At 35.9% G+C, this 17,683-nt stretch carries 18 protein-coding genes and 1 tRNA gene; 6 read left to right on the top strand and 13 right to left on the bottom strand.

The genetic code is table 11. From position 1 onward, the window contains the following. Positions 1 to 270 precede the first annotated feature (270 nt). The 3 genes from ABIB40_RS12965 to ABIB40_RS12955 all read right to left on the bottom strand — a co-directional run bounded on the left by ABIB40_RS12965 (position 271) and on the right by ABIB40_RS12955 (position 3,996). Positions 271 to 1,167 carry a hypothetical protein gene (locus ABIB40_RS12965; RefSeq protein ID WP_354359716.1) on the bottom strand — a complete coding sequence of 299 codons (897 nt, stop codon included), beginning with the start codon at positions 1,165 to 1,167 and terminating at the stop codon, positions 271 to 273. Between the two features lie 292 nt (positions 1,168 to 1,459). After that, positions 1,460 to 2,692, bottom strand: coding sequence for a Shedu immune nuclease family protein (locus tag ABIB40_RS12960; protein ID WP_354359714.1), 1,233 nt, complete (start codon positions 2,690 to 2,692; stop codon positions 1,460 to 1,462). Positions 2,693 to 2,817: 125 nt separating this feature from the next. Then, the gene (locus tag ABIB40_RS12955; RefSeq protein WP_354359712.1) at positions 2,818 to 3,996 is read right to left on the bottom strand and encodes an acetyl-CoA C-acyltransferase; all 1,179 of its coding nucleotides are present in this window, start codon (positions 3,994 to 3,996) and stop codon (positions 2,818 to 2,820) included. Between the two features lie 288 nt (positions 3,997 to 4,284). Between ABIB40_RS12955 and ABIB40_RS12950 the strand changes: the two genes are divergently transcribed. Both ABIB40_RS12950 and ABIB40_RS12945 read left to right on the top strand, forming a co-directional pair. Further along, positions 4,285 to 6,288 (top strand): HD family phosphohydrolase, encoded by a 2,004-nt coding sequence (locus ABIB40_RS12950; RefSeq protein ID WP_354359710.1) that lies wholly within the window; start codon positions 4,285 to 4,287, stop codon positions 6,286 to 6,288. Between the two features lie 94 nt (positions 6,289 to 6,382). Continuing rightward, positions 6,383 to 6,472, top strand: a tRNA-Ser gene (locus ABIB40_RS12945). Between the two features lie 554 nt (positions 6,473 to 7,026). Here the strand turns inward: ABIB40_RS12945 and ABIB40_RS12940 are convergent. After that, complete coding sequence (locus ABIB40_RS12940; RefSeq protein ID WP_354359708.1) at positions 7,027 to 7,605, bottom strand: acetate uptake transporter; 579 nt, start codon at positions 7,603 to 7,605, stop codon at positions 7,027 to 7,029. Positions 7,606 to 8,025: 420 nt separating this feature from the next. On the opposite strand from ABIB40_RS12940, the gene ABIB40_RS12935 reads away from it, so the two are divergent. The 4 genes from ABIB40_RS12935 to ABIB40_RS12920 all read left to right on the top strand — a co-directional run bounded on the left by ABIB40_RS12935 (position 8,026) and on the right by ABIB40_RS12920 (position 10,089). Then, complete coding sequence (locus tag ABIB40_RS12935; protein ID WP_354359706.1) at positions 8,026 to 8,547, top strand: Crp/Fnr family transcriptional regulator; 522 nt, start codon at positions 8,026 to 8,028, stop codon at positions 8,545 to 8,547. Positions 8,548 to 8,617: 70 nt separating this feature from the next. Further along, positions 8,618 to 9,052, top strand: a complete 435-nt coding sequence (locus tag ABIB40_RS12930) for a hypothetical protein (protein WP_354359704.1) — start codon at positions 8,618 to 8,620, stop codon at positions 9,050 to 9,052. Between the two features lie 23 nt (positions 9,053 to 9,075). Further along, on the top strand, positions 9,076 to 9,600 hold the full coding sequence (locus tag ABIB40_RS12925) for a DinB family protein (RefSeq protein WP_354359702.1): 525 nt from the start codon (positions 9,076 to 9,078) through the stop codon (positions 9,598 to 9,600). A gap of 54 nt (positions 9,601 to 9,654) precedes the next feature. Next, complete coding sequence (locus ABIB40_RS12920; protein ID WP_354359700.1) at positions 9,655 to 10,089, top strand: VOC family protein; 435 nt, start codon at positions 9,655 to 9,657, stop codon at positions 10,087 to 10,089. A 296-nt stretch (positions 10,090 to 10,385) separates the two neighbouring features. Here ABIB40_RS12920 and ABIB40_RS12915 read toward each other — a convergent pair whose 3' ends face one another. The 9 genes from ABIB40_RS12915 to ABIB40_RS12875 form a co-directional block, all read right to left on the bottom strand. After that, on the bottom strand, positions 10,386 to 11,126 hold the full coding sequence (locus ABIB40_RS12915) for an SDR family oxidoreductase (RefSeq protein ID WP_354359698.1): 741 nt from the start codon (positions 11,124 to 11,126) through the stop codon (positions 10,386 to 10,388). Positions 11,127 to 11,316: 190 nt separating this feature from the next. Continuing rightward, a complete protein-coding gene (locus ABIB40_RS12910) occupies positions 11,317 to 12,054 on the bottom strand; it encodes an SDR family oxidoreductase (protein WP_354359696.1) in 738 nt (245 codons plus the stop codon). Positions 12,055 to 12,066: 12 nt separating this feature from the next. Then, positions 12,067 to 12,690 (bottom strand): NAD(P)H-dependent oxidoreductase, encoded by a 624-nt coding sequence (locus ABIB40_RS12905; RefSeq protein ID WP_354359694.1) that lies wholly within the window; start codon positions 12,688 to 12,690, stop codon positions 12,067 to 12,069. Positions 12,691 to 12,757: 67 nt separating this feature from the next. Next, complete coding sequence (locus tag ABIB40_RS12900) at positions 12,758 to 13,579, bottom strand: DUF6597 domain-containing transcriptional factor (protein ID WP_354359692.1); 822 nt, start codon at positions 13,577 to 13,579, stop codon at positions 12,758 to 12,760. A gap of 666 nt (positions 13,580 to 14,245) precedes the next feature. Further along, complete coding sequence (locus tag ABIB40_RS12895) at positions 14,246 to 15,043, bottom strand: DUF3147 family protein (protein ID WP_354359690.1); 798 nt, start codon at positions 15,041 to 15,043, stop codon at positions 14,246 to 14,248. A gap of 134 nt (positions 15,044 to 15,177) precedes the next feature. Then, positions 15,178 to 15,591 carry a VOC family protein gene (locus tag ABIB40_RS12890; RefSeq protein WP_354359688.1) on the bottom strand — a complete coding sequence of 138 codons (414 nt, stop codon included), beginning with the start codon at positions 15,589 to 15,591 and terminating at the stop codon, positions 15,178 to 15,180. A 148-nt stretch (positions 15,592 to 15,739) separates the two neighbouring features. Continuing rightward, positions 15,740 to 16,615, bottom strand: a complete 876-nt coding sequence (locus tag ABIB40_RS12885; protein ID WP_354359686.1) for a CPBP family intramembrane glutamic endopeptidase — start codon at positions 16,613 to 16,615, stop codon at positions 15,740 to 15,742. A 104-nt stretch (positions 16,616 to 16,719) separates the two neighbouring features. Further along, positions 16,720 to 17,190 (bottom strand): RidA family protein, encoded by a 471-nt coding sequence (locus ABIB40_RS12880; RefSeq protein WP_354359684.1) that lies wholly within the window; start codon positions 17,188 to 17,190, stop codon positions 16,720 to 16,722. A 51-nt stretch (positions 17,191 to 17,241) separates the two neighbouring features. Further along, entirely contained in the window at positions 17,242 to 17,595 is a 354-nt protein-coding gene (locus tag ABIB40_RS12875) for a DUF4260 family protein (protein WP_354359682.1), read from the bottom strand. Positions 17,596 to 17,683 lie beyond the last annotated feature (88 nt).

The following is a 17,683-nucleotide window of genomic DNA, read 5'->3' as shown; positions in this document are numbered from 1 at the left end:
CAGGAGAAGGCATTGACTGCGTTTTCTAACAGTGCCATTGGGGCTGTTTCTGTGGAAGTTTTCCAATACCTCAATCTCTTCCGGTTTAAGTGTTATATACCTCATAATGAGATAAATATACTGAATTTAAATTGTCAAAACAACAAAATACGACATTATTTTATTCTAATTACTTATTAGGCTATTCTATTAGAAGGAAAAAGGTATTTTTTATGTAAACAGTTTGTGTTGCAATTTAAATTTTAAAAGCATTAGTATGTTATATTTTGATTAAGAATATTTTAATCTAGCGTCTTTAACTATTCTTAAGAATAATTTCTCACTAGATAAAACCATCGGTAATAGCATTCTAATTTCAGGCCGTACATCTTCATATCTTGATGGTATATCAGGCGAAAAAGGGTCATTGGTTTTAGAAAAGTATTGATTTATTTTTATAACCTTTTCATAATCGTCCATTCCAAGAGTGTGAAAAGTAAAATGACCTTTCATAAATTCGACGTGATGCTCCGTTAAACCTTTTGGATTAGTTCTTATTCTAAAGCATAAATAATTAAACATATTTTTTGGAAATTCCTTTTTAGTCCAGAATACGTCTTCATACGCTTTTTTGTAAAAGAAAAATTCACCAGACTTCATCATGTCTTCAGCATAAACCATATATTCTTCAACAATACGAATATCATGTTCGTATAAGGATTTAATCACATTCTCTTTTTGTTCAATTAAAAACCTAATATTATTTAGCAATTTTGTGTTATACAATTCAACTTTAGAAATTAGGAACGAAAACGTTTTTTTCAAGAAACCTTTTTCTTGGTTAAAATAATAGATAACTGTTTTCGAAAATTTATGTTCGTCTTCGGAATATTTGAGTTCTATATTTTTTAAATCTAATTTCAAATACGCTTCGATTTCTTTTAATAATTCGGTTCCTGCGATACTTAATGTTTGTTTAAAATCTAATTTATTAAGCTTTAAAAATACGTGTTGAATATTTGCTGATGATGCATTAAATTCTTGCTGTTTTTGTTCAGCGATATTTAATTGTGCTTTCTTTCTTTCACTCTGGGCATGTAATTTCAGAAGTAATGCGCGCTTTTGTAAATCCGTTAGTTTCTGCGTACTATTTCTAATATTGTCGTTCGAGTCTTTATCTTCTGCCATAATAATTTAATATTTGTTCGTTAATATCGTAAAAACCGCGTTACGTTTATATTTATCATAATCTCCATCATAATTATGGTTTTTTACTGATATGATTATTAAGATGTCACGAAATGAAATTAGTAAATCACAAATTTCTTTCCCGTCTCCGTCAATATTCTTTGGGTTTGTGTAAACCAATATTTCAGGTAAGATTTAAAGGTTAGTTGATTTACATAATCCTCACCTGGATCCCTTTTGTCCTTTTTTTATGGTGTTGCCATTTTATCTATGATTCTTTCAGTCAATTTCATTATATATTTGTGGTTTTCTCTTCATCACTTTTCACAATAAATTTTGCTCTCTCATAAAGTTCATCAAACGTTAAAATTTCAGGGTTTGTCTGATTTTGACGAAATAGCTCAAATGAACTAAACTTATCTTCGTTCACACCATTCTCTGTTTTAAATTCCTTTAAATGTCCGATTACTACAAAAGATTTTGGTTGATAAATAAAAATTTGCTCTCCTGTTAAATTGCCGCTCTTGTCTTTAATATCAACTTTTGTACTTAATTCCTTTATTGACTTTTGTACTGATTTTTGTGTTTGTGCAATTGCTCCAGCTAATTCATCAGAAATTGCCCAGCATTCACCACGATAAGGATTACTTATCTGTCTTAATAAGTCTTTCTTATGAGTCTTAATTTCCCCAAAACAAAATGAATTTATTAAACCTCTCGTTTTCATTAACGCGTCTATTCTCTTACCGGAATTATTGAAGTCAAAACCAGTTACGACTTGCTCCAATCGTTTGTCTTGGAGCGGTGAATTAAAAACAAAGTTTAGTCCATATCCAAAGATCCATGTATTATTTTCAAAGAAGTCCTGCCATACATATTCGTCACCAATTTTTTTCTTAAAACTATTTTTAACGAAATTAAAGTAATTCTCATCTTCTAATAGCTTTTTAAATTTTTCTAATTGTTGCTTTCTGTATGCTAAATTTTGAATATCATCAGTAGTGATGTTATTTCTTATAATTTCTTTAACCAATTCTGGGTTTTTTGAAATCAATTCAACAGCTTGTTCTTTCGTCAGAATGATTTCTTCTAAAAAGCTATCTTCAAATTTTTCACTTGATTTTTTCGTAATTGGCAACAATCCAATATTTCTAATAAAATTGAAAAGGGTTAGTATTTCGTCTCCTTGAAATGTAAAGTAAGTATTGTGGGGAGCTCCTGTGTCAGTAGTAAATTTCTGAATTGTTAAAGTAGTGATACCTCTGGTGTCTTCATAAAATTTGGCCTTAATTTCTTGTCTGCCGCCAGCAGTAATTCGTAATGAAACTTGTTTTCCTTCCTTAATGAATTGGTGGTCCTCATTATTCTCGATAATTTTAGAAACAATGCGAAATGACCTAATTATTTCCTCTATTTCATCATTTTCGTTCTTAAAAAGAAATTTAGCGTCTAAAGCCTTGCTCAGATAGACTTTATCTGTCCTTTTGTTCTTGAAATAATCATATTCGGTTGGTTCTTCTGTCATCGGGTTTTAGAGTTTATCATAATGTAGCTTACTAAAATATGTACCATAATTTCCCAGCAACATCCGCTTTTGGCTCACTTAGGTTGATTTTTGTTAATTCACGAAACAGAATCTCATGAACTCTATTATCCCACCGTCTCCACTACAATCGCACTCGCCCCGCCGCCGCCATTGCAAATTCCAGCTACGCCAATTTTTCCGTCGTTTTGTTTCAATACAGAAAGTAAGGTAACCACAATGCGCGCACCAGAGGCACCAAGCGGGTGGCCCAAGGCAACAGCGCCACCGTTTACATTTACACTTCCTTCATTTAAACCTAATTTTTGGTTGTTGGCTAAAGAAACTACCGCAAAAGCTTCGTTAATTTCGTAATAATCTACTTGTTCTTTGGTTAAATTAGCTTTTTGCAATGCCAACGGAATGGCTTTAGATGGCGCGGTAGTAAACCATTCTGGTGCCTGCTGTGCATCGGCGAAAGCCAAAATTTTAGCGATTGGTTTTAGGCCCAGTTCCTTTGCTTTTTCTGCGCTCATAATTACCAAAGCGGCCGCGCCATCATTCAAGGTTGATGCATTTGCTGCGGTTACTGTACCATCTTTTTTAAACACTGGTTTTAAACTCGGAATTTTTTCGAATTTTACCGCGCTTGGCTCATCGTCTTTATCAACGGTAATGGTCACACCTTTTCTATCCGTGAAGCTAACAGGCACAATTTCATCGGCAAATTTACCGTCGGCTTGGGCTTTTTGGGCACGTTTGTAACTTTCTATCGCAAAGCAATCTTGCTCCTCGCGGCTAATCTGGCAATCTGTTGCACAAAGTTCTGCTGCGCTGCCCATGTGGTAATCGTTATATACATCCCAAAGGCCGTCTTTTATCAGCCCATCGGTAATTTGGCCATTGCCAAGTTTATACCCCGTTCTGGCTTTATCTAAATAATAGGGCACATTACTCATGCTTTCCATTCCGCCAGCAACAACAATTTCATTATCGCCATTGGCAATACTTTGTGCTGCCAACATAATGGCTTTAGTTCCGCTGGCGCAAACTTTATTTATAGTGGTGGCCGGCAAATCTGGTAAGCCCGCATATTTTGCGGCTTGCGTTGCGGGCGCCTGGCCTAAATTTGCAGACAGCACATTACCCATAAACACTTCCTGAATTTGATTGGCCGTTAAACCCGCCTTTTCTACGGCGGCTTTTATGGCAAAACCACCAAGTTGTGTAGCAGAAAACGAAGCTAGAGAACCTCCGAAACTTCCAATAGGCGTTCTAACGGAAGAAACAATCACAATATCTTTCATGAAAATTAAAATTAATGCAAATTTGGTTTGTTGCTAAGTTAACTAATTTAATATAGCGCTGTTGTGGTAAAAACGCATATTTGTGTAAATACATGGTGGTATTTTTACAAACAACCTTTCGTATTGGCCATTTTGATGTGCTAAGTTGTTGAAATAGGAGGCAAAAATTGGATGTAGTTTAATTTTGTTATTTTTGAATCTTATAATTTCGTTGCTTTGGCCAAGATTAGAAAACATACAGAAAAGATTTTATATCGCAAATACTCCTCGAGCGTTAAATACGTGCTGATGGTGCTGACGATATTTATCGTTACGCTTTTTTTACCAAAACAACCCCGTTTTAGGTACGAATTTGAAAAGGGAAATGTATGGATGAACAAAGACCTTGTTGCTCCATTTAGTTTTGCCATATTAAAGACAACTCCACAGGTAAAAAGCGACAAAAAAAATGCTTTAAAAGATATTTTGCCAATTTATCAATACGATAAAGGTGTCTCGGACGAAGCGTTAGATGGGTTTTTGAACGAATTTGATGTTAAATGGCAAAGTGCCGAACTGGGCGATAAAAACAAGACAACTTATAGAACGGAAGGTTACAGGCTTCTAAAAAACATTTATACTAAAGGCATTATTGCGTTAAGTGCCAAGCACCAAAAAGGGGGTAAAAGTTACGATTTCTCCTTGTTGGAAGATAATGTACAAAAGCAAAAAAGTAGTCAAGATGTGTTTACCCCAGAAACTGCCCTAAATTATTTTAAAAAAAGTTTTAAAACAAATAATCAAGTTATTGCAGATTTGATGACCAACTTGGCCGAAGATCACTTAACGGCCAACATTACTTTCAACGAATGTTTAATGCAAGTGGTGCTAGACAATACGATAAAGAATGTTTCTACCACGAAAGGCATGGTTCAAAAAGGAGAACTTATTGTAGGCAAAAACGACGTAATAGATGAGGAAATTTTTCAGAAACTTAGTTCGTATAAAGAAGCTTATGATGCACAGACAAAAATTGTGGGCAGCCCTACGCTAGTTTATGCTGGGCAAATTCTACTGGTTACCTTCATATTAAGCATACTCATTTCATTTCTTTACCTTTTTAGGAGAGATATTTTTTCTGATAACAGGCAGCTTTCGCTCATTTTGATGATTATTACCGTGATGTTGCTTTTGCTTACTTGGGCATTACGGCTAAATATTGTAAGCATTTACTACATTCCGTTTTGTATTGTGCCTATTATTATTAGAATTCTCTTTGATACCCGTTTATCACTTTACCTGCACTTATTGGTTATTTTAATTGCTGGCTTTTTCGTTGCAAATAGTTTCGAGTTTGTTTTTTATCAGGTTACGGCCGGAATGGTTGCAATTTTTAGCATTAAGAATTTTGCCCAACGAGAGCGCTTTTTAATATCTGCAGTATATATTTTATTGTCTTATTTTGTTTCGTTTTTAGGAATTGCCCTACTAAGAGAAGGTTCGTTCAAAGAAATCGAATGGATTAATTTCGTGCCATTTATTTTTAGTGTGTTGTTATCCCTGTTGGCATATCCATTAATTTATGTGTTCGAACGTATATTTGGAATAACATCTGATGTATCTTTAATAGAATTGACAAACACCAACACCAAGCTGCTTAGAGAACTTGGCTTCAAGGCACCAGGCACTTTTCAACACTCGTTGCAGGTAGCTAACTTGGCAGAAGCTGCCATCTTTAAAATCGGCGGTAATTCTGTGTTGGTTAGGGCGGGGGCTTTGTACCATGATATAGGTAAGGTTGATAATCCGCAGTATTTTATAGAAAACCAAAATACTGGTGCTAATCCGCACGATAAATTGCCGTATGAGCAAAGTGCACAGATCATTATCCAGCATGTACATAAGGGAATAGAGATTTTAAGAAAGAACCAAATTCCTGAGGTAATTATAGATTTCATCCGCACGCACCACGGAAATACTCGGGTAGATTATTTTTATCAATCCTTTTTAAAAAATTCGCCAGAGAAATTTGTCGATGAGAACATTTTTCGCTACCCTGGCCCAATCCCTTTTAGTAAAGAAACGGGTGTGTTAATGTTGGCAGATTCTGTAGAAGCTGCGTCTAGAAGTTTGAAAAGTCCCGATGCGCCGAAGATAAATGAACTGGTAGAACGCATTATCGATTACAAACTGGAGCAAAAGCAGTTAGATAATTGCGATTTAACATTAAAAGATATTGAGACTATCAAATTGATATTCAAGACTATGCTAATGAGTATTTATCATGTTAGGATAGATTACCAAGAAGTGTAACGATTTTTTTTTGTAGAATAGCTTGTTTTGCTATATTTGTGCCGCCGAAAGGGGGTACGTTAATACAAACTTAAAGGCAATTTTTTTAAAAAACGGAGGGATGCCTGAGTGGCCGAAAGGAACAGTTTGCTAAACTGTCGTACTGGCAACGGTACCGAGGGTTCGAATCCCTCTTCCTCCGCCAGTTTCAGTACTAAAAAAAATTAAAAGCCTACAAATTAAATGATTGTAGGCTTTTTTATTTTAATTCAAACCCATATTTATACATCGATTCCCGCATAAAAAAGTGAGTGATTCGGCACGTAAGTTTCAGGCAGATTCCTACGTACTAAATTTTATGTATCAGGCTGTTTATCAGCTATTTCCAATGCTGAACATCTTGACTACTATTGGTTGCAAGCTTAATTTTGTTTCACTTTTTACATCAACATTATGAAAACCAACTTCAGTTTGCGTTTCTGCATGAAGAAGCCAAAAAATTACCAGTCAGGAAATGCGCCCATCTACATGCGCATCAACGTTAACTACAACAGCTAAGAGGCCACGAAAGGGCGCTAATGTGATCGTGCAAAGTGGAATGCCTATGCAGGAGGTACAAATGCTACAAAAGAATAGATTAGGGTTTTTAACGGGTTATCTAAAAATGCACCACCACATCACCGCCACATTGCGCGCGGCAGTGGTGCATATAATTGCAAGACAAACGCTCATCTAAAAGATAGACCAGATCCTTGTTAGCTACAGAGGAAGTACCGTTTTTCCATACACCTCGTTTATAACTTGGGCCAAAGCTGCATAAATGGCAGAAAATCCACAGATAATACCTTCGTAACCTGCAATGTGTTTTATGGTAGTATTTTCTGTATAATCGCCAAGGGCAAGTAAAAAGAAGAGCACTGTTAAAGTAGAGAATACCACCTGTAATGCCCGGTTCAATTTTAAAGTCCCAATAAATAAGAAACCGGTAAAAATACCCCACATAATTAAATAGCATACCATTGCTAATTTATCTGGAGCTTCGGCCACACCCATTTTTGGCAATACGATGAGGCCAACCAAGGTGAGCCAGAAGAAACCGTAGGATGTAAACGCTGTTGTTCCAAAGGTGTTGCCCTTTTTCCATTCCATAATTCCGGCAATAACTTGTGCCAAACCACCATAGAAAATACCCATGGCCAATATCATAGAACCGAGTCCAAAAAATCCGGCGTTGTGAAAATTTAAAAGTACAGTAGTCATTCCAAAGGCCATCAAGCCAAGCGGGGCAGGGTTAGAGGTAGCATCTACTTGTTTTACAACTTGTATTTCTTTTTCCATTTAATTGAGTTTTTGTTTGGTTGGTTATTAATTTCTTCCTTTTAAGGAGGTTAAGAGTTTATTTAAAATTAGAAGCGGTATAGAATTTCTATTTGGTCAAGTGGTTCTACTTTTATTTTAACTAAGAAATTTCTATCAGGAGTTGATAAAATCTTTCTAGAAATCTTTGATTAAAAAAATGAAATTAATGAAATTTAAAATGAAACACATAAAGATTCGAAATATTTTATCAAAATCTTTTTTTTGGACTTAAATTATTTCGAATAGGTGCATTAGGAAACTATAAAAAATGCGTTATGTTCCAAATACGTATGGCCTTTCTTTTCAAGTTAAGAATTTGTATTTTTACTGGAAAACAACCTCATGACCCCAAACCTTTTTAACAGCGTGTACAAACACCCGCTTTTTAACCCTAGCGATATGCAAGAGATTTTTTCTTTGCATAAACAAATAATTGTAACGAAAGGAGATTATCTACTCAAAGAGGGAAAAACAGCCAATGCCTATTATCTTGTAGAAACTGGCTTAATGCGGTTCTACGTGCATGATTATAATGGCAACGAGATTACCACGCAATTTATTTGTGAGCATGAGATAATTAACGAGGTCTCTTCTCTTTTTCAACGCGTTCCATCGGTGCAAAATATCCAAGCTGTTACAGATGCAGTAGTTTGGAAGATTGATTTCAACGATTTTCAACATTTATACCATACCCTAGAGTCGGTGCGGGAATGGGGGCGGGAGTGGATGGCTGCTCAGCTTTTCCAAAGTCAACAACGTTCTACAGAAATGATTACCCAATCTGCTTCTGCCCGCTACCTGCATTTAATGGAGCACAGACCACAGATAGTTCAGCAAGCGCCGCTTAAGCAAATAGCATCTTATCTGGGTATTGCAGATACGTCCCTGAGTCGAATTCGTAAAGACTTGGTTTCTTCTTAGTATTTCTTGACTTATGTAAAGTGGCTTTGTGTTTTCTCTTTCTAGCTTTGATTAAGTAAATAGGCGAGAAATGAAAAACATCAAAACCATGTCTTTTTCAATCCATATCTACTCGAAAAGGGAAAAAATATGGAGTGTTCTTTGGAATCCCACCAGTTACGGTAAATGGACAAATGTTTTTACCGAAGGTAGCCATTACAACGGTGAACTGAAGCAAGGCAATACCATACAGTTTTTAAGAAAAGACGGTGGAGGCATGACCACGCTTATTGAAAAAATGGTTGAAAACGAGCAAATGGTTTTTGCCCATCAAAAGGAAATAAAAAATGGTGTGGAAACCGATTCTATATGGCAGGGTGCAAAAGAAATTTATCACTTGAAAACAGAAAATAATAAGCAGATTGAATTACAGGTGATTTTGGATGTCACATCGGAAATGGAGGATTACTTCATGAAGATTTTCCCTAGGGCTTTGGCCCTCGTAAAGCAAATTGCAGAACAGTAATTATTAACCGATAAAATAATAATATGGAAACAGCTACATCAAAACAATTGAACATCATTATTCCGGCATACCGTATGCATTCCCAAAGTTTTAGAAACGTTTTGAATGGGATTACAGAAGAAGCCAGCTTGAAACGTATAGACAATAAAACCAACCACGTAATTTGGATGACTGGAAATTTGGTAAGCTGCCGTTATTGGGTAGGTAACTTATTGGGCATAGCCGATAAAGACCCTTACGAAGACTTATTTAAAGAAGGTAGAGCATTAGACGAAAACCTCGCTTACCCTACATTAGAAGAGTTAAAGAGAAATTTTGCGGTTATATCGCCGAGGGTTTATCAAAAATTATTAACGGCAACAGATGCCGAATTAGATAAGGCTTTTTCGTTTGGCATGATTGTTCCTTTTATACCGGAAAATGTTTTGAACACGATTGGTATGTGTATCGGGAGAGAAGATTATCTTTTTGGCCAAATAGGTCTAATGCGCAAATTGCTTGGTTTAAAGGGTATCAGCTATGATATAGATGAAAATCTGAAATATTAAGAATTTGAGAAACGGATAAACTTTCATAAATTTAGAGTTAATAAAAAAAGAATTATGGCAACTGTAAATGCTTATTTAACTTTTGAAGGAAACTGCGAGGCAGCTTTTAACTTTTATAAATCTGCTTTTGGCGGAGAATTTGGTGGCTTAAACCGATTTGGCGAGATGCCCTCTCAAGAAGGGGTGCCTCCGCTTTCTGATGAGATTAAGAATAGAATTATGCACGTTAACCTGCCTGTTAGTAAAGAAACAATTTTAATGGGAAGCGATACCATGCCCGGCATGGGTCCAAATATTACTCTAGGAAACAATTTTTCCGTTTCGTTAGGGGTTAATTCTAAAGAAGAAGCAGATAAATTATTCGCCGCCTTATCGGCCGGCGGAAAAGTGACCATGCCTTTGGAAGTTACTTTTTGGGGAGCTTATTTTGGCATGTGGACCGATCAATTTGGAATCAACTGGATGGTGAACTATGACCTGCCCAAGTAAAGGTAAATAAGGTGGTAAACTAAGATTTTAACCATCCTAGCAACGCAGCTTTATTTGAGGTTTTAGAGCCATCCCACCATTGCATTGGCCAATGTGGAATGGCTCTATAAAGATTGTTTACCCTCATCTGTTTTTTTCGTAGGTTTCATAAGAGTGAGTCCACTAAGGGTATTATCCAACACTTCTCCAGATAATTGCTTTCTATGTAGTGCTGAATTTAGAAGCCTTATACGTGGTCGATTTACAAATAATATCTATTTGCTGTTTGATAAGTACTATTTGTAAATATTTCCCTCTTATCCTTGAACGGTAGGCCGAATTACAATATCCCCAACATTTATATTGTCTGGTTGTGAGATGGCATACATTACGGCATCTGCGACAGCATTCGGGGAAATTCCAATTTCGTCCATTGTTTGCTGTCCGGCTTTTCGCATTTCTGGATCTTTTAAATTGCTTATAAATTCCGTTTTTACAAAACCAGGTGAAATACCTGTTACGCGGTATTTTCCGTTTGATTCTTGGCGCAACGCTTCGCTAATTGTTCTAATTGCATTTTTAGTTCCGGCGTAAACCCCCTGTAATGGTACTATTTTTATTCCCGAGGTAGAAATTATATTAACAATATGGCCATAACCTTGTTTTTTGAAAACGGGCATAGCCGAAGCGATTCCATATAAAACACCTTTAATATTAATGTCGATCATGTCTTCCCAAGCTTCAACATCAAGTTCATCAATTCTAGAAAGTTGACTTATCCCAGCGTTGTTGATCAACACATCTAATTTTCCAAATTTATGTAATGCAAGCTCCACAAGATTGTTCAGGTCGTCCCGTTTTCTCACATCCGTTACAGCATATTCAACTTCGCCCTTAGATGCTCTAATCTGTTTAGCCAAGCTTTCCAAACGAGTTTCCCTTCTTGCACCAAGCAGAACTTTTGCTCCTTCTTTAGCCAAAGAACGGGCTATTGCTTCTCCAATTCCGCTACTTGCTCCTGTAATTAATATTACTTTGCCTCTGATATCTCGTGTCATATTTTGAATTTATTTTTTATCGTTTTCCAATAAGATCGTGACAATTTCTCCAGCTATGGTTCCATTGGCTCCTAATATTGTGTGTAGTTCTATTTGTGTTGCTTTTGATTGTTGATGTTATTGAGTAATGTTTTAGATAATTATTCAATAGACTTTAATCTAATTGAGTAAAAACCTAACGTTATTTTTATCACCACGGATTTACCTTTTTATGCGAAAAGAAACCACCTGTTGGACCATGTTCGTCTAAACACGCAAGCCAAACCACTGGCCTTGCTCCTTCTTCTACCGTATAGGTTGCATCTTTACCTCCCATATCAGTTTGGGTTAAGCCCGGATCTGCACTGTTTACTTTAATATTTGTTTCTTTCAACTCTTTGGCCAACAAAACGGTAAACATATTTAAGGCTGCCTTGGATGATGAATAGCCCAATGGTGTTGCCGTTGCTATTTTTGGGTTAGTATTTACTGAATCGCCCATTGTAGCCAGAGAGCCAATGGAAGTAGACAGATTCACAATCCTACCCGCGCTGCTTTCTCTAATAAGTGGCAGAAAGGCCTGTGAAACCAACACAGGGCCGATAAAGTTTGTATTTAAATAATTGTGCAAAAGGTCGGGCGGTATAATAGATGGTGATTGATTTTCCCGATTGAAAAAAACCGCATTGTTTATGAGGATATCTAACTTTCCATACCTCCTTTTTACCACTGATGCGGCATTCTCTATACTTTTATTGTCAGTAACATCAATTGGTATAAATTCCGCATCAATCCCTTCCGTCTTTAATTGAGATGCAGCCTCACGTCCAGATTCTTCATTTCTAGCACCAAGAAGAACCTTGATTTTTAATTTACCTAATTGTCTTCCTATTTCTAAACCAAGTCCTCTGTTGGCGCCTGTTATAAAAGCAATTTTACTAGTTTCCATTTTTAATTATTTTTATTTATCAATTTTCTGCAAATCATTGACTTCAAAATTATTCATTATTTTCTTATTGAAGGGTTCTCTAATTTCCAATTTCCATTTCTCAATAATTTCGGCTGTTGTTCTGTCAGCATTGTCAAAAAACAAATGCATCTTGATTTCTAAACCACAATAGGCGTAAATGCCTTTATCTGAAGTAAGCGATAAGGCTTCGTCCATTCCTGTTTCGGCATATTCCGTTTTAGATTTTCCGTGTGTATTGATGATTATGGCTTGTTTTCCTGCCAACAATCCCTGTTGAATGCCGTTTTGATATTGGTATGCAAATCCATAGCTGAACACTCTATCGATGTATCCTTTCATTATGGCAGGTAAACCTGTCCACCAAATCGGGTAAACGAAAGTTATAGAATCGGCCCAACTTATAAATTCCTGTTCTTTTTCTACATCATTTGCCACTTTTCCCTTTCGTTGGCCTTCCGCATCTTTCAAGGAAAGTACAGGGTTGAAATTTAGTTGGTATAAATCCCGCAATTCAACTTCCTCCCCATTGTTGAGCAAGTGCTCTATTAAGGTATTTTTTAACTGATTGTTTAAACTTGAAGGATCCGGATGTGCATAAATAATTAGATGTTTCATTTTTCTACTTTTTTGTGTAATCAAAAGTAGCGTGGGATTATTTTTTAAAATTGTATAAAAACGAAAATCAATACCTCGAATTGCAGATGTCCTGTTGAAACTTTAAGTATTTTGTTGGGCTAAGGTTGATATAATATGTAAAATCGTGAATCAGCTGACTTTGGTCGTAATAACCGCAGGTCTCGATAACTTCGAACCAGTCTATTTTTGAAGCTTTAGCAGCAGTCTTTTGAATGAGCTCAATAGCTTTTATAAACCGCTCGTAACGTTTGATCTCTTTTTCAGAATAGCCCAAAAGTTTTTTATGTTTCATCTGAATACTACGTTCAGTCCGATCATTGTCCTGGGCGACCGCTTTAATCGCGCTTACATTATCATTACTGAAATTGTTCAGCTGTTCAATTATCTGATTTTGCGGATCTAAAAATGGCCTGCAAAACTCAAGAAGTACATTTATCCGATCCTGAACGTCATTGATTTTGTCAAGTTCCTTCCACAAAGAAGTAAAACAATTTTCTTCTAGAAGGTCATCGGGATTTACAGGGATTTTTTTTGCTGCGGAAGCATTACCGAAAAAACGATAAAATCCATCATCTTTAAAAGTCACCACCAATAGTTCTGAATTCTTCGGCATAGAATATTTAAAAGCGTTCCTCACGGGGCCAAAAACCAGGCATTTCTCTATTTTTATCTGCGTGTTTTTTGAGGAATGAAGTAATACCCTGTTCTTGAAATTAAAAACCAAAATAGTCTGATACGAAGGCATTGAGGTGTGGGTGATGATTTCGTCAGACTGATTTTCGGCATAATAAAAGTGCGAGAAAATTTCCTGAAAAGATGTCGGAACCGGAATTCGAAAATCTTTATATCCTTTGGTCTCTTCTTTCATTGTTTGATTTTACCGCGTAAGACTTGTTGTAAGTATGTTCCTTTTTTGGAAGGAATATTATTGATTGTCCAATTTTCCATAATTATATTTTTTATTGGAAGAAGGTCGTTTTTTTCCAAATTAGATGATGTTTAAATGGCGAATAGTTGTATCTAAAAGTTCTGTTTCTTTGTATTACTGGTAACCTGTTTGTATATAACAAGTTGCTGTCAAATTTCCGAGTAACTTTCCGTCATAAAATAAGCCAAAAACATTTTGTCGGATTTAAATTTCAAATATAAGCGATTCAAGTAGATTGGTTATGGACAATATTGAAAAATTGCCAAAATTTTCAATTTAGCAGCGACCTCGCTATTTGTTATAAACGATGTTTGTGTGGGCAGCATTGGCATCTTTTTAACTACAGCAATGTAGTTAATTAATCAAGAGGGTTTAAATCTTTATGGGCAGGAGGAACGCCCTGAACGATTAGTAAGCTGCAAGGTCTTTGGCCATAAGGTCAAAATAATGAGCTAAATACCAACAACAAAGCTCGGTTCTGACTGACAGAATTTATATACGAGACCCATATGTACGGCGATGTAAGAGGTGCGCTCTGTCAACTATTAACGGGGGGGTCGTCCACTCTATTCTACATTGTTATTTTTGGATTATGCCTGGTTAAATTTATTTCAGTTTCTTTAAAATAAATCTATGTGTCAAATATGCGGTAACGAATGATATTAGAAGCCCGATTAATGTTCCCCAATAAATTCCGATAGAAACATAAAAAAACCGAATCGCTATTATGTAAGATATTACGTTTATAAAGCCACTTACCAATAGTGATTTTGCCAATCCAATTGAAACTTTTGCACCTCGACTATTGTGTAAAATTATCAATGTTGAGACAAATACTGCTGGAAAAGAAGCTAAAACACCACCAAATAATGGATTTAAGAATTTTGAAGCAAGGACAGCAGCACCAATTATCAATCCTGCAAAAAGTGCTCTTATCAAAAGTTGCGATTTTTTATATTCTGTTTTTTGGCCAGCAATGGAAAATGCACTAAATGTTTTCTCAAAAATAATCGTGCTTATAATAAGCACCAAAATACAAATCGCCAAACCCCAATTAAAATTGCTAAAATTGAAGAAAATTATTAGGTAAGAAATACCAAACCATACCAACAATGCCGCACCCATTGATTGCCATAGACCCTTTTTTGATAACGCGGCATATACCAACATAAATGGTCCGTTCGCAGCGAATGCCAAAGGAACAACGGATGTAGATTCTACCACACTGTCAACTCCTTGGCTTAATCCTATAAAAAATAATGCTACAACTACCGTACTTGGAAGTCCGGCAATTAGTCCACCGACTTTAGTCCCAAATTTGTCAACGATTACAGTGCTTGAAGCGACCCAAATTCCACCAACGATAACACTTAAAATTACCTTAATTATAAAATCTTGTTCCATAGGGTTAATTTGAATTTGTCAGTTTTGGGCAATATTGAAAACCTGCCCGTCCGGCAGGCGGGCTTGTCGAAATTTCGATTTTAGAATTAAAATCCTATTTGCTACATACGGCGTTGACACTACTGTTTTCCTTTTCAGGTAGTTTCACCATCAAATTTCTTGATTGCTTCTGGTGTAACAGGAGTGAAAAAGTTTACGAGGTTGCCATCTGGATCACGAAATAAAAGAGATTTATTGCCCCAAGGCAATGTAGTAGGTTTTTGAACGATGCAATTTTGAAGATATCCTTCTAATCTCTCATAGTCTTTTTCTACATCATCTACTCTAAATTCTATGATAACACTACGATTTTGGGCGGGTTGTGCCACTTCATCTCCACCAAAAACTTGTAATGTTTCGGTGCTTCCAATGGCTAATGTTGTAGTTTGTGTTTTTAGTTCAGCACATTCTGGGGTGTATTTAACAGCAGTCATTCCTGTGATTTGCTCGTAAAATTTCACTAATCTGTCGAAATTGGCAGTAATAATACGAATTGATACTAAATTCATTTTTGTTTGTTTTTAACTTAATTAATAAAGATAATTTGGTGTTATGACAACGGTATGTCAGGGGGTTTATTTTTTTTTCGGCTAAATGTTTTTGAAATGTCATTTAATTTGTTGGAATTCTTGAATAAGCTTGTACTAATAATTAGTTTTATATGATGATAGGCACTGGTTTTAATTCATTTCGCTTATTCGAATAATAAATGGCAAAACCTATAGCAATTAGGGGCATTACGATTCCAAATTCGTCAAAATAGTAAGCTGTATTTCCCATATCTACCGTCAATGCAGTAAAAACACCTTGTACAAATAAATTATGTGTCGCGTGAAGTATTACGGCCGTCCACAAACTTCCCGATTTCATCCTGAACCACGTATAGACAAAACCCATACTTACGATTAGTACCATAAAACACGATAGCGCGTACCAAGAAGGAATGCCACTATTATAATCAGCAAAAAGTAAAATAGGGAGGTGCCAAACGCCCCAAATGAAGCCTGAAATCAACGCTGTTTTAGTAAACCCATATTTTTTGAAAAGTTCTGGAACTAAAAACCCGCGCCAACCAATTTCCTCTCCCAATGTATGTGCAGCACTTCCTATCATTCCAAAAGTACCTAACAGAAAAACGTATAATGCAATCGTTGCCCCATCACCTATTTCCCCCAATCCAAAAGATTTAGTTAAGCCGTTTACAAATTCTTTATTGTAAAACCCGCCCCAGCCAAAAAACCAAATGATGAGGTAGGTTATAAAAACATAAATAATGGGAATTAGGTAACTCCACACTTGGTATTTTGTTTTCCCCCATTTCCATCCAAGTTCTGAAATATTCCTGTTTAAAATTTTCATCGTAATCAATGCCGAAACACCAGGGCACCACATAAGACCTGTAGCAAATAGACCTTGTCCACCACCTATCTTTCCTGAATAAATTATCAAAAAATAGAAAATGGAACTCAATGTTAACGTTATCGACAGGAATATGGCAACAGGCTTTAAATCTTGCTTGCTTGAATTCTTCATAATTTTAGAAGTATTTTTTGCTCAACTTGCACTTTACTAATCTATTTAAATGACGTTTTACCTACCAGATTTGTTACATACAATTATACGGTTGGATTATCCAATTACTTGACGACAGTAGCTTCCAATTCAACTTTCAATGTTTCAAAAAGACTTTTTACCTCCAATACTGTAGAAGATTGTTTGATGTTATTTTTTGCTATCCAATCTTGAAAAATTTTGAAGTGAGTGAAAAGCTCCTCCGTTGACGTTGTATAAATATTCAGCCGTACAATGTTCTTGTTTTCATAGCCTGCTTCTTCAATTACTTTATCTAGGTTTTCTAGGGCTTCTATTAATTGAGTTTTCATATCTGCAGTACTCGAGATTCCATTTGCATCAATTGCAGTCTGACCAGAAACATAAAGTGTTCCGTGGGCTTGTGTAACTTCAACAGCTTGCACATAACTTCGCTCATTCTGCCATTTCCAAGGGTTTATTGTTCGTGTTTTCATTTGTTCTTCATCTTTATTTTGTGCCCAAATAGACACCGTGGTTAATAATAAAATTGCTGTGATTTTTACTTTTTTTTTCATAATCTTAAGTGATTATACTTATTTTCAAGAGCTTGCATAACATTTTTTTGACTACCAATATTTATTGGTATTTAGACTCGTATGCCAAAATCCGTCAAGATATTTTAATCCGGCGCCGATAGATCTGTCCATAGTATCGTGTGCAAGAAGCATTATTCCGATGAGCATAAGGGTTTTATTTTTCTTGACTAAACCATAAACGCCGATAGCAACGGCTGTTCCCTTAAAGTGAACTATGTTATATAATACAGCCCCAACCGCAGAACTGTAGAGGTAGCCCACCATAGAAAAATCGGGTAACCACAACAAGAGCGGAAACCACCACCACTTCAGATTGAAACGTGAGAATAAATAAATGCATCCAAGAAATACTGTAAATTCTTCAATTTGAATTAGGATTTTCATAGTACGTTGTTATTTGATTTTTATACCTTTTTTGTTAAATCAAAAGTAGCGTAGGGTTGTTTTTTAAAATTGTAAGAAAACTAAAGTC

The sequence above is a fragment of the Pedobacter sp. UYP30 genome (genome assembly GCF_040547165.1).
Lineage (GTDB): Bacteria > Bacteroidota > Bacteroidia > Sphingobacteriales > Sphingobacteriaceae > Pedobacter.
The sequence above is the reverse complement of the archived record's forward strand: the minus strand, read 5'-3'. Positions and strand labels throughout refer to the sequence as shown.